At 34.3% G+C, this 13,018-nt stretch carries 11 protein-coding genes and 3 pseudogenes; 10 read left to right on the top strand and 4 right to left on the bottom strand.

The genetic code is table 11. The features are described from left to right. The first annotated feature begins 64 nt into the window (after positions 1–64). From D7D54_RS08745 to D7D54_RS08720, 7 genes and pseudogenes are all read left to right on the top strand, one after another. Positions 65–604 carry a hypothetical protein gene (locus D7D54_RS08745; protein WP_020902527.1) on the top strand — a complete coding sequence of 180 codons (540 nt, stop codon included), beginning with the start codon at positions 65–67 and terminating at the stop codon, positions 602–604. Between the two features lie 57 nt (positions 605–661). Further along, entirely contained in the window at positions 662–1,192 is a 531-nt protein-coding gene (locus D7D54_RS08740; protein WP_020902526.1) for a hypothetical protein, read from the top strand. Positions 1,193–1,658: 466 nt separating this feature from the next. Further along, the gene (locus tag D7D54_RS08735; RefSeq protein WP_020902525.1) at positions 1,659–2,159 is read left to right on the top strand and encodes a hypothetical protein; all 501 of its coding nucleotides are present in this window, start codon (positions 1,659–1,661) and stop codon (positions 2,157–2,159) included. 36 nt (positions 2,160–2,195) lie between these two features. Beyond that, positions 2,196–2,648, top strand: coding sequence for a hypothetical protein (locus D7D54_RS08730; RefSeq protein WP_020902524.1), 453 nt, complete (start codon positions 2,196–2,198; stop codon positions 2,646–2,648). Between the two features lie 3 nt (positions 2,649–2,651). Next, positions 2,652–3,275: a hypothetical protein gene (locus D7D54_RS08725; RefSeq protein WP_020902523.1), complete on the top strand. Its 624-nt coding sequence runs from the start codon at positions 2,652–2,654 to the stop codon at positions 3,273–3,275. A 55-nt stretch (positions 3,276–3,330) separates the two neighbouring features. After that, positions 3,331–3,474: a hypothetical protein gene (locus D7D54_RS09340; protein ID WP_020902522.1), complete on the top strand. Its 144-nt coding sequence runs from the start codon at positions 3,331–3,333 to the stop codon at positions 3,472–3,474. Between the two features lie 110 nt (positions 3,475–3,584). Then, positions 3,585–3,974, top strand: a pseudogene (locus tag D7D54_RS08720) (DUF1643 domain-containing protein); the annotation flags it as partial. A gap of 234 nt (positions 3,975–4,208) precedes the next feature. Here the strand turns inward: D7D54_RS08720 and D7D54_RS08715 are convergent. After that, positions 4,209–6,557 (bottom strand): N-6 DNA methylase, encoded by a 2,349-nt coding sequence (locus D7D54_RS08715; RefSeq protein WP_020902520.1) that lies wholly within the window; start codon positions 6,555–6,557, stop codon positions 4,209–4,211. Positions 6,558–6,899: 342 nt separating this feature from the next. Between D7D54_RS08715 and D7D54_RS08705 the strand changes: the two are divergent. The 3 genes and pseudogenes from D7D54_RS08705 to D7D54_RS08695 all read left to right on the top strand — a co-directional run. Next, a pseudogene (locus D7D54_RS08705) lies at positions 6,900–7,283 on the top strand (tyrosine-type recombinase/integrase); the annotation flags it as partial. 606 nt (positions 7,284–7,889) lie between these two features. Next, positions 7,890–9,374 (top strand): RNA-binding domain-containing protein, encoded by a 1,485-nt coding sequence (locus tag D7D54_RS08700; protein WP_020902474.1) that lies wholly within the window; start codon positions 7,890–7,892, stop codon positions 9,372–9,374. A gap of 162 nt (positions 9,375–9,536) precedes the next feature. Next, a complete protein-coding gene (locus D7D54_RS08695; protein WP_020902473.1) occupies positions 9,537–10,100 on the top strand; it encodes a hypothetical protein in 564 nt (187 codons plus the stop codon). A 101-nt stretch (positions 10,101–10,201) separates the two neighbouring features. On the opposite strand, the pseudogene D7D54_RS08690 reads toward D7D54_RS08695, so the two are convergent. The 3 genes and pseudogenes from D7D54_RS08690 to D7D54_RS08680 all read right to left on the bottom strand — a co-directional run. Further along, a pseudogene (locus D7D54_RS08690) lies at positions 10,202–10,588 on the bottom strand (N-6 DNA methylase); the annotation flags it as partial. 70 nt (positions 10,589–10,658) lie between these two features. Beyond that, a complete protein-coding gene (locus tag D7D54_RS08685; protein WP_020902471.1) occupies positions 10,659–11,906 on the bottom strand; it encodes a toxic anion resistance protein in 1,248 nt (415 codons plus the stop codon). A 21-nt stretch (positions 11,907–11,927) separates the two neighbouring features. Beyond that, on the bottom strand, positions 11,928–12,734 hold the full coding sequence (locus D7D54_RS08680) for a coiled-coil domain-containing protein (RefSeq protein WP_120719246.1): 807 nt from the start codon (positions 12,732–12,734) through the stop codon (positions 11,928–11,930). Positions 12,735–13,018 lie beyond the last annotated feature (284 nt).

Genomic DNA, 13,018 nt, shown 5'->3' with positions numbered 1-13,018 from the left:
TTTGTTGCGAGAAAAAGAAAAATTATGTAAAATTAAAATATAATAATAACAAGGAGAAGAAATTATGGTATATCTTCACAGATTTTTAGGAGAATGGTTAGACAAAAACCACTCTTCAGATAAAGCCTCGATTATCCGAAAAGCATTAACTATTGGTAGCGGAATTGACGAATACTTAAAACAATTAGAAGCGCGCAGACGATTCACGCTAGCAGTAGAAAAGGGAAGATATTTTTATATGATTCCCAAAGAAGTATCTATTGGAGAGACCAGAGCGGATAGGTATTATCGTCTAGAAATGAAAGACTACGAGTGTGTGGCCTATAATACTGTCTTTTATGGTAATGGTACTTCTATTGTTGTTAAGGCACTATTTGAAAGTAGAGGAGAGATAGTACGTATCTACGAGTATGAAACATTAGAAATGCTTATAGAGGATTTAAGAGAGGAAGTATCTATCACATTCAGTTGTATCTATAAGCCTTGCTACGTTCTTGCAAGTGATTTTGAGGTATTTCAACCAAGACTCGAGCTAGGTAAGATTTATTGCCACAATCCTAACGCGCCTCGATATCGCAAACCAATTGCTGAAGTAGAAATTTAAAACTCTCATATTCAATTAGAATAGTATTTTTCGAAAGTTTTAAAGAGGAGTATTGCCATGGGACTTTCATATGCACCAGACTATGTATGGACAGATCATTTTATGAAAAGAGCTAATGAGAGATTTGGAGTTAAAGAAGAGCAACTTCCTAAATGGATCTCTAAGCAGATAAACAGTTTGACACTATATGACTCAAGCGAGGGACAAAATCCAGATAAGCGAAAATATATATCTGATAGCGGGATTATTTTTGTTTGCGATACGATTGAACATAAATTCATCACTTGTTATGAAGCGAATGATTTGGTAGCTGAAGGGAAAAAGATCACCATACACGATAATAACGTAGACTTGTTTAATCAAGAAGTTGAGAAATTATCAAGAAAATATTATTTAAAAGATACAAAAGAAATGTTACTGAGTGTTAAAGAACATTTGACTGAATTTAATCAAGCTGCTGAAAAATTAATGAAAGTAAGAGTAAGCCAACAAAACTATGAATTAATTAGTAAATTGATTGATGAATTTCATGTAGTAAAAGCTGCCGTGAGAGTGATTGAAACAAAAAGGAATGATTTTAAACAATAGTTTTAGTGATTTTAAGTTTGAATAGCAACAAAAAAGCACTGTCGGAGGAAGTTGACAGTGCTTTTTCTATTTTATTACTAGAAAGATAGTAGAGGAAGTTATTAAAAACTATCTAATAGCTTAAATTAAAGGAAGGAAAAATGAAATACTAACAGAAAGGAGGTAAAGTTTTTAAATGAAATTTTAAAAACTAACCCAAACTGAAAAGGTATTTATTTTGTACTGATATCTCATCGGTACATTTATAGTATATCAGATAATCTATAAAAAATGCAAGGAGTTGGTCAGTAAGCAGGATTATTTTTAAACATTATTAGTGGTGTTCTTATTAAGTCGCTATTCTGATAGTCTATTTTTTGATTTTTGAGCTGGTGATAAAAAGTTAAACTTTATTTCAGAAAAATTTGCTAGAAAACCAGAAATTATGTAAAATAGAAATATAGGAATAACAAGGAGCCAAACCAAAATGGTAGAAAACATCTATTTATTTTTAATTGACTATGCGAAATCACTATTGTTGCACCCAATCACAAATGGATTGGGGTTGCTATTCTATATTTTCTTGTGGCAGTTGATCGGTATCCCAATTATTTCTGTTGTTAGAGATTTAACAGAACCATTAAAGGTTAAATTAAACATGAAGGTCAACTATTTTGTTTTGGTTTTCGGTTGCTTTACAGGTCTATTCTCTTCAATTTATTTCCTATCTGGCTTAGAGGGAGAGAATAATGTATATGACCGTGCCTTTAGATTGATTGGTATTTTTGGAACTGTCTTCGTATACTTTATCCCCGTAACTATTATCTTGGGTGCAGGTGTCATCATTCCTATATATTCTATTATAATGTGGATTGTTAATGGTATTATTAGTGTCTTACCTATTCTGGCTGGACTTGCAGTGATCATGCCTATCTTATTCTTTGGAGGGATATTCTCAATCGTAGGTGCCATAGTGGGGCGATTGTAAGAAGGCACGGATTATAAGAGAAAAGAAAGGAAAGCTATGGACGACTATAACATTTTTGATCATTGGGACGGTAACGAGAAAATACCTAAAAGTAAATTCGAAGGACTTTCAAATGATGAGGTTATTGAAATTCTAAAGCAAGAACTCTTAGAAAAAGAGGAAGAGGAGAAGAGAGAGGAAGAAAGAAAAAAACAAGCGTTTATCAAAGCAAAGAAAGACAAGGAGTATAAAGAGTATAGCGCTAAAGTAGAACGATTGTTTAAGTGGATGATTGGATTTGCTTTATTTGCTGTTATATCAGCTGGATATTGGTACTATAAGGACTATTTCTTTTTAACAGTACAAGGGGGTCTTCTGTTTACAGGTCCGACTAAGGTGCTTGGTAAGGCGATTATTGAGTTTATTCTTTCTATTATGTTATGTTTCCTTGCTCCAGCTCTATTAGTTTATTTTATTGTTGATTTGAAACAAGATGATGAGGAGAAGTAATTGATGTTTAAACAAAAAAGTATATTTTTAATTGCAGCTGTTCTGACTAGTTTAGTAGTTGTTGGAAGTGTTTCTGGAGTATTTTACCTTAAATATCTAAAAGAAACCAATGAAACTGCGCAACAAATAGCGGAGCAAACTACTCAACAAACAGAAACTACACAGGATACTGTGGAGCAAAAGCAACAAGAAAAAGGAAGATTAAGAGAAGAGATCACAGAAGACGATAAGAGTTATAATGAAGCTTTTAGAGCTCTTGAAATGGCAGGGCATAAGGTAGATCCTAATATTGAAAAAGAGGTAAAAGATGCTTTTAAAGTTGTTATCAAGGAATGTAAGACTGCAAATATCTTAGAAATCGACTACTCTATTGAAAAGCATCTTAAAATGGCCAAACAAGACATGATTATGGCTTTTGCAGTGTCATTCCAACAAAACGGATATGATGTGAATGTTGACGATATTGAGGTTTACGAATCAAGTGTATCTGACGTTGTTCAGTTTATCGTAAAATCAACTAAGAAAGGAGAAGATAGTATCTTCTGGGCTGGTAATTATAATACAATGGCTCACCAAGTTAGTATTGCTCGCTACTACGGAGGGCATGTCGGAAAGGCTTTTGGGTAAGGGATAACAAGCAGTCCATCGAGTTGATTCGGTTTGTATAGATTAGGAGAAATATATGTTATATGTTGTAGCAAGTGTCATTCTATTTTTTACTTTAATTGGTATTTATCAAAAAAAGTTTAAAGTCAATGCATTAATAGTGCCGGTAATGCTTTATGTCCTGGCGATTGCCTTTAATCTTATTTTAAAAGTGAAATAATTAGAAGTTAAAAACGAAAAAATAGATTAAGAAATAAATAGGAAAGAGCGCTTATATCAATTGATAGAAAGTATAGATATGTCCTCATGCGAACTTAGGATAAAACAAAACCAACAGTGGCATTCATTGGATTAAACCCTTCGACAGCCGATGAGGAGGCGAACGATGAGACGATTCGAAAATGTATAGGTTACGAAAAAAGATGGGGATATGGTAAATTAATCATGGCGAATCTCTTTGCATTTAGAAGTACTGATCCATCTTTGCTTAAAAGAGTGGAAGATCCAGTTGGACCAGACAATGACAGTTATATTCAAAAGTGTGTGTCTGAGTCAAATTTAGTTATCGCTTGTTGGGGAAACCATGATAAACTCTTAAATCTTGCTAAAGTTCTCATGGATTCACTTCCAAATCTAGTTTGCTTAAAACGGAATAAAAATGGGACTCCTCACCATCCACTTTATTTATCTAAGGATGTTACTCCTGTTACTTATAATTAAATGATATTGAAAAAGTCTGCTAAGGATTTATTCCAAATAGTCTTTTTTAGAATTTTTATTAACTAACAACCAACAATCTATGAAAGAATTAAGAAATGTACTCCATACTCCCCCAACAAATACTTAAAATTTTGGGAGCTATATACCAGTTTGTGCAAACAACAAGATGTGATACTGATAAAATTTTTTAAGCAAAAAAAGGAATTCTCTATCTAGATATTCCTTTTTAAAAATTTAAATCATATTTCCATAAGGGAGAGATTTTATATACTCCTCCATATAAATCCAATCAGGATTGTTATTGGCATCAATAGGCAATTTTATTTTAGTTTGCAATAATCTATCTCCAGTCCAACTTCGTCCAAAAGAATATCTAAATCTTTCTTTATCTAAAATTGTAACTAAGAATACACCAATATATTGATTAAGTTTGTTAAAAGTTCCAGTACTTATTTTTCCTTTCATACCTATAAAATCATACGGCTGATATGTTGCATAACCTGCACTACCTTGACCTAAATTTATAAAGACAATGGAGTTACCTTTTGATAAATATCTACTATCATATTCCACAGTTGCTTTTACACCATTGTTTTCTTTTTTAGCTGCAATATATACTAAATCTGAGCCTTCTTCTAACTGATCAGTAGTTTCCCCATTAGCTGGTTGAATATCATCAAAAATTTCTTCAATCGTAAATGATTTCCAATTTGATGAGTTTAATTCTAATGCTTTTTTGTTAGAGCTTTCAACACCAAGGTTTGGCAAACCATATTTCACCTCAAATGCAAACAATTCTTTTATATTTCGTTCAAAATCACTATGAGATAAATCTGAATAATCGGTTTCCATATAAGCTTCAGCTAACCATTCGTCCTCGAAAGTAACTTCTTTTAGCACAGAAAGCCCCGTTTTCTCCACTCTGTTCACATATAAGTATTTCCAGTCCTTATAAATGTCTTCCCATAAACTCTTTCCATCAACAAATCGTTCAACACGACCTAGGTTTTTTCGTTTTACAAAACCATCATCTTTGAAATATCCAAAAAAGGTTTTCTTGTTTAGCGCTTTAGAGTGTCTCACACCTAAATTAAATATCATACAACAAGCAGTCGCATTTGCGCCAGGGTGAAACATATCAACAGGTAAAGAAAAGACTGCATCTAATGTATGTTCCGACAACATTTTTTCTTTAAAATTGTTTATCTCCTTTTGTTTTTCCCCACCGATAGCGCACGATGTAGGTAATAACACAAGTAGTTTCCCTGTTCCAACTATTTTTGCCACCTCATATACAAAGTGAAAGCCTTTTGATGGGTCTGCATTTGTTTTAGAAAGCCAGGATTCTACATATTCCTTTTTACTTTGCTTCCTCTGAGCATTATAGGGAGGGTTCATTAAAACAACATCTATACTTGTATTTTCTTTAGATTGTGTTATATCGAATTGATTTAAGTAATCAAAACAGCTTCCTTGCAAAATATTAGAGTTCCCATCACTATGCAGTAACATATTAGTTGTTGCTAAACCAAAAGCTATATCATCAAATTCTAAGCCATAAATATTATTCTTTTTAACATGATCTCTTTCTTGTTCTGTATCACAATCATCCATTGCATCAGTCATTGCTCGCACTAAAAAAGCTCCACTTCCACAACAAGGGTCTAAGACTTTTGTATGTCGATTTATTCCTGCTATATCACACATAAATTTTACAATATGATCCGGGGTAAACGCTTGATTTTTGTCAGACTTTCCAACATATTTGTTGAATGTTGTGAAAAATAAATTCAAAATATCTTGTCCCATCGTAGTTTTGTCGTTAATGTAAGGCAAAATATCTTTTTGTATGCGATGTAACAACTTCTGAAAAGATTTACTTTCAAGAGTTCTAATATCTTGAGAAGATAAAACGTTAGTTTTTATGAGACCAATTTTCACTGCTTTATTGATATCTTTTTCAAGTAAATTTTCCAAAATCTCTTCAATACCTGCAATAATAGTTTTAGTAGATAAGTTTTCAAATTGTAGATCGTTTTTTAATGCCAAAAGGCAAGTTCCAACAAACTGACTTCTTAATTTCTCTTGAACTCCTAGATTATGCAAAATTTCATTAAGGTTATATGTACTTTTCATAACCTTTAACTTATCATTACTATGCCCTAAGAAAGTATCTTTATACTCTTCAAGAGACTTTAGCTTTCGCTCGTCAAAACATAGAGTTTCATCTGTAATTTCTAAAGACCTATCACCAAACCATACTTTAATTTCATCATTAGAAGTATTAGCTAAGATGGCGACTATGAAGTTATTGGTAAGTTGCTTTTCATAGTCAACATATGCCTGTAACTGCTCATAGTCCTTTTGGTTGAACTTTACTTTAGTCTCTATAAGGATAGAGAAATCTTTGTTTTCAAATCGGATATCTAAATCCTTGTATTTTCGCTTATAATTTTCTTTTTGATACTCAGCAATATCTTTTCCGATTTCCTTCAGTGCTTTTTGATAGCTAAATTCCTCATTTTCAATATTTGAAGTAAGGTAATCTTTTCCTATTTTTTCTATTATATCAATTCGTTTCATCTTGCCATCTCCCTTTCAGAAACAACAAAAAAGGCCTTCTCACAAAAATGCGAAAAAGCCTGTTTTAGTGCTTGACAAAAAAGACGCTTGATTACATAATTAGCGTGAGCTGTGAGCTGTGAGCTGTGAGCTGTGAGCTGTGAGCTGTGAGCTGTGAGCTGTGAGCTGTGAGCTGTGAGCTGTGAGCTGTGAGCTGTGAGTGCTTCCATACCAATCATTCCTTTACTTTTTGATAGTTCTATTATATCAAAATTTCTAAATTTTGCATACTGCTTTTTCTAACAAAACACTCCGATGAATTGACATAAATCAAAAGATAATTTCCGTTTGAAAAGCGCCTTTAGAGTTGCAGTCCCGAGACAAATCTTAGATGACTTGAAAGCTTTTCATGCTGAGATGAGTGATTATTTTGTGAGTCATGATTTACCAACTGTGGATTTAATTTTCCCGACAATTTACGGGAACTATATGTGTGACAGAAATGAACGTGCAACGCTTAAAAAGCGTTTGACTGAGTTGGGACTACCAAACTACGGTTTCCACCTTTTCCGTCATACACATGCTTCTTTGATGCTGAATGCTGGTGCAAACTGGAAAGAACTTCAGATAAGAATGGGCTATAAGTCGATTAAAACGACGATGGATACCTATGCTGAATTGGCACCGAAAAAGAAGGCAGAAGCAGTTGAAATCTATCTCAAAGAAATTGCAAAATTGACGGCTTAGCAAAATGACTACATTTATGACTACATTTTCTATAGAACAATCTAGAAACGTTGATATAACGGCGTTTAAAAGGTGCTAAAATAACATTCACAACCTCTACAGAAGTGAAGTAAGCATTCAATACGAATCAATACAGAAGAAAAACGCTGCTCAAGCGTTTTTTTCTTTTGGTTAATTTCACTATATTGCAAGGAAAATCAACCGAATCACTACCTTTTTCACTACCTTTTTTGAAATAAAAATATTGATTCAGACAATTAAAAGCAAGAGGAACTTCATTATGAGGTTTCTCTTTTTATATTCTCGCTCCACCATCTATTTTTCTTATCGTTGTGTTATAATGGGATAGATTACAAATTCATGCATAGGGGGTTAAACATCTCATTAAAGAATTTTTTATTAAATCTATCTATTCTAAAATTCTTTAACTGAATTTTGATGAACAATATTCGCGTGATTTTCGCGTGATTTTCGCGTAACTGTTTAAGATAAAGTCCCAGAAATACGATGAAATCAAGGATTTTAATCTCCTGTAAAATTTGCTTTTTCGCGTGACAATCGTTTAAAAACAAATTTAAGTAACGTTATATTTTAGAAAGGAAAAATATGGACTTAAAATTTGAAGGGGTTGATTTAGAATACAAAAAAGCCAAAAACGATCTTCCAGAGTCTTTCTGGGAAACCTACTCAGCATTTGCAAATACAAATGGCGGAAAAATAATTCTCGGGATAGACGAAAAAAATATTGACCCCTACCAAGGAGTCAATAATCCTCAAAAAATACGAGACAATTTATTCGCTTTAGTCGCAAACAAACAAAAAGTTAGTTGTAACCTACTTACCGATAATGATATTGAATACATTGACATTCCAGGCAAAAATAAACAACTCATTGTAGTCACTGTAAGGGAAGCGAATCCTCACCAAAAACCCGTCCATCTAAAAAATGATTATCGTGAGTCATATAAAAGATTAGGTGAGGGCGATGTTCGACTTGATAAAGAAGAACTTAAATATCTGATGACTAGTTCTCATGATGATATTGATAGTGAGTTACTTAATAATTTTGACGAAAATGATTTAAATTTAGATACAATAGAACATTACAAGCAATTATTAATTGAACTTACTGGTAATACAAAATATAATAGCATTTCGTTGAGAGATTTTCTAATCGAAATTGGTGTATTTAAAAAAGACAGGATTGATAATACATATAAATTAACCGCAGGAGGACTAATATTTTTTGGAAAGTACAATTCTATCATTTCTCGTTATCCCAAATTTCAATTAGACTATTTTGAAAAAGATACCTCCCTTTCAACTAGGTGGAACGATAGAATTTCAACAGGGGATATGATGTACCCTGATTTAAACATGTTTGATTTTTTCAATTTAGCATATAAGAAATTAACTACTACAACAAATGATAGATTTGAGTTTAATAACGAATCTGCCCACCGTTTACCATTCAAGAAAGACCTATCTGAATCTATACGTGAAGCTTTAGTAAACTGCTTAATGCATGCTTACTATGACTTTGATTCTCCTATAGTTATTACAGCTTATCAAGACTTCTATGAATTTAAAAATCCAGGTAAGATGAAAATTTCTATTCCCGAATTTATACATGGCGGAACTTCCAAAACGCGAAATAGTACAATCTCTTCATTATTCCGTAGAATTGGGATGTCCGAAAAAGCTGGATCAGGTGGACCAAAAATTTTTGATATTTCCGAAAAATATAAACTAAAAATTCCTGAAGTAAGTACAACTTTTGATAGTACTATCGTTACAATCTGGAAAGTAGATTTACTGTCTTCTTATGCAGATACATCAGATAGTGAAAAGATTATACTTGAATATATCATTAAAAATGGTAGCATTACTAAAAATGATATCCTTGAAAATTCTCTAATGACTGAGTATAAATTTAGAGAAAACTTGAAATCCCTACAAAATAAAAAGTATATTGAAATAGAAGGTAAGGGGCGGTCTACAAGATATGTTCTCCCTAAAAGTTCAACTGAACAATACCACATTATTAAACAACAAATCAAAAATCTTGGAGATTTCATGACCAAATATTAAATATTTAATTCTTATTCCTAAAAATTTTTGAAATAGCGTAGTCTTTTCTAAAATTTATGGAATCCAAAACGCAGTTCATAATGGGGTGTTTTATTATAAAACTAACTTTAGATAGTCTTTCTCTATATTCTTTCAATTGATACTATTTAAGGAGAAACATTAATGAAAATAAAATTTAAAGAAAGCAATACCATTACTTCCATAAAATACAAATCTTTTTTATTTGTAAAATTGCCACTACTAGCTATTTTGTACGCAGTTGTTATCAACTTCATACTTAGTTTTAAGTTGACAGCTATAAGTGACTTGCTAACGTCTAAAGGCATTGTCCCTTTAATTTTAATTATTCTACTAGCTTATCTTACCTTCAAGAACTATGCTTCTTTTAAAAACTTACGTGAAAATTATAAAGCTAAGAATATTGATGGTATTAATATACTAGTAAAACTTATTCGCATACATGATATGGTTAAGGTCAGAGAGCTTGGATTTAACAAGACAATCTATAACTACACATTTTCATGGGAAGATATCATTTTCCCTGCCATTAACAACAATATAAACGGCTCAAAACTTGAACCACTTGTTAAAAAATATTCTTTACAAGTACTGTCTATGAATATTCCTGCAAAAATGATTGGGAATGTGATCTATGTTGATCCCAAGGTGCTTGAAGAATGTATTAAAAATGATATTGAAGAAAGAAATAAACTTTTAAATTTTTAAAGATGACTTTTATTGAAGTTATCAATAACAAAAAATGACAATAGATTTTCTACTGTCATTTTTATTTTTCTAAATTTTTAGCAGAGTATTCTCATAAGTCTCTAAATCTCTTTCAACTTTTCGAGATAGGTGGTTAATTCTGCTTGTGCTTCTGGTGTTGTGCCTACTAGTTGGCTGCGCATGTGTGCGAGTCTGGCTTCTACTTGACCAATCTCTTTATCAATCTCTGCGAGCTGGTCGGCGAGATCGGCGAGGGGAACTACGGGTTCTTCCTCAAAGGTATCGACATAGCGTGGAATGTTAAGGTTATAGTCATTTTCGACAATCTCTTCAAAGCTGGCTAGATGGGCAAACTTCTCGACATTCTCACGTTTTTGATAGGTTTCCAAAATCTTGGCAATATGGTCTTCGGTCATATTGTTTTGATTTTTCCCTTTTTCAAACTCTTTTGAAGCATCGATAAAGAAGACATTCTTGTAGCAAGAATTCCCTGACCTTCAAACTTCTCCTAAAACAAGCAAAGTCCCCTGCAAATCTATATTACAGGGGACTTGTGTATTATTCTTGTACTTCTTTCTGGGCGGCCTTGCCTTGGTCTAGAAGGGCTTGGACGATTTTCTCATCGCGTAGTTTAACAGAATCGTTGATCATTTCTGCGGACTTGACGATGGTTGTTTCTAGTTGGGCACGTTTCTGGCGTCCCAATTCAATAGCTGCGACGATACCCTGGTTTTGTGCAACCAGACTTTCAGCCAGTTTGGTAACAGATTCGACAGCGACTGTCGGGCTTTGTGCAATTCTTTCCATCTGCGGAATCACTTCCTTGCTGGTTTCAGCTAGCATCTGAAGAGCAGCATTATTAGCATTGACAATGGCATCTGCCACGACACCTGATTTCATGGATTGTTGCAAAATACCCAGTTGAGCAATAGAAAGCTTCATTGTTGGAATCGTATTGCGACGAAGCATGCCCAATTTTTGGCGCATATCAGATGACACCTTCACAAGATTGCGCATCTGAGGTGTTGTTGCCCAGGCCACATAGAGACGGCTGACATACTCGGTGTGCTGTTGTTCGAGGGTATTGACCACTTCAGCCATGCGGGCCAATTCTTGTGATTTGGTTTGGTATTCTACCGTACTTGTATCGAGTTGGTCAACTTGGGCCTTCAGTTCGGCAGCACGTTTGCCAGCTTCTGTCTGACTAGCTTCGATAAAGGAAATCACTCCCACTAGATTTTCAATGGATTTGGTATTGTCCTCAATCAACATCTCAGCAGAGACGATATTTCGAGCTAGCACATCTTCTTGCTTGACCACTGCGGCAGCCATGCCATCGAGCTTTTGCTCCACTGTTTTTGAGTCAAAGTAAAATTCCTGTAGGGTATTCTTGCTCTTGTTAAACAAGCGTTGCAAAAAGTTTGGCTTCTCTTCTAGCTCAGCAATTTCAGCGTTCTTGTATTTGACTACAAAGCCTTGCAACTCACGGTTGGTATTTTTGAGTAGATCATCCACTTGGGGAATTTGCAGTTTCTTTTGTTCTGACAAGATACGATTGACTGTATTGTTCACACCTTCTACAGCAGATTGTCCAAAATCCAAAAGAGCATTTTGATTGGTGACAAATTGGTCTACTAACTGGGGCACGTGCGCCTTGATTCCTTCTTGCTGCTCAGGACTCAACTTTTCAAGGAAGGTCAAGGTCTTGTCTGAGCTAGTATTGGTCTCGATGATTTGGGTTGTTTTATCCACCTTAGCTACCGTATTATTGGCAATCTGGTCAATATCAAAATTAAATTCTGTCATGGTTACTCCTTTGTTTCTAACCTATTCTTTACGATCTTTTTCGAGGATACGCAGACTGATATCAAAATCACGCATATCTGTTTCATTGAGTTCTCTCAAGACTTGGTCCAGCTCAAGGTCAAATTGTTCGATAGCTGCTTTAGCTTGCTCTAAGCGTTCTTCTGCCCGATTATAGTTCTTCGGATTGGCCTTAATCTTTAAATAGCCTTCTAAAATCGTTTTGAATTTCTCCATCTTCAAACTATGAATAGCAGTCAATTCTTCCTTATCACCCTCAGCAGAGGTAGCAATCTTGTCTAAAATGGCCTGATGGTCAACGGCAATATTGGCCAAGGTCTGGGACAATTCTGGAGCTAATTCCTCTGGCTTTGCATTCTCAAGATCTACCTGACTTTCTCTATCCAAACGTTCTAGCTGAACATCGATGTTTGCCCTTACTGTACGAACCTTTTTGTCAATACGGTTGTAGACATCATCATCGATATAGGACTTTAGACGATCTGCCTCCTGATGGATTTCCCGCAGTTCGATTAATACTTGATTGGCCAGACTCTTATAGGAATCTGAGCCTTTTTCTACTAAAGTTTCCTCTAGCTGCTGAATATCTTTGTCCGCCTGACGAATTCTAGCTTTTAAAAGCTCAATTCGATCGTCTAGAGAACGATCCTGCAAAAGAGGATAGCGTAAGCGTTTATAGAGACGATAACCACCATATCCTAGCAGGACACAAGCCGCAAGTGGAAGAGCATATTGAACCAAAAGGCCCAACAAGAACAAGAAGCCCCAAAAATAGAGACAGCCTTTCCAAAAACCATTACCCGATTTCATAAACATTCCTTATTTTCAATTTATAAGTCTATTTTAGCACAAAAGACAAAAATGAGGGCGGAAATCCCCTAGAAAAGAGTTGATTTCTTTGCTGTAGAATGGAGGCTAGTAGCGCGTGGACTAATTTCAGTGAAGCTGACTCAAACCACAAGCTTCAGTGTTATAAGATTGGGGAATTTAGCATAGACTTAGATACACAAATAACCTTACTAGCCAATCTCCATACAAACCCAGAAATCAACGTTTTAAGACAAAGCAAAAAGCCCACTGTTGTAGGCTTTCTG

The sequence above is a fragment of the Streptococcus chosunensis genome, assembly GCF_003626515.1.
Classification (GTDB): domain Bacteria; phylum Bacillota; class Bacilli; order Lactobacillales; family Streptococcaceae; genus Streptococcus; species Streptococcus chosunensis.
The sequence above is the reverse complement of the archived record's forward strand: the minus strand, read 5'-3'. Positions and strand labels throughout refer to the sequence as shown.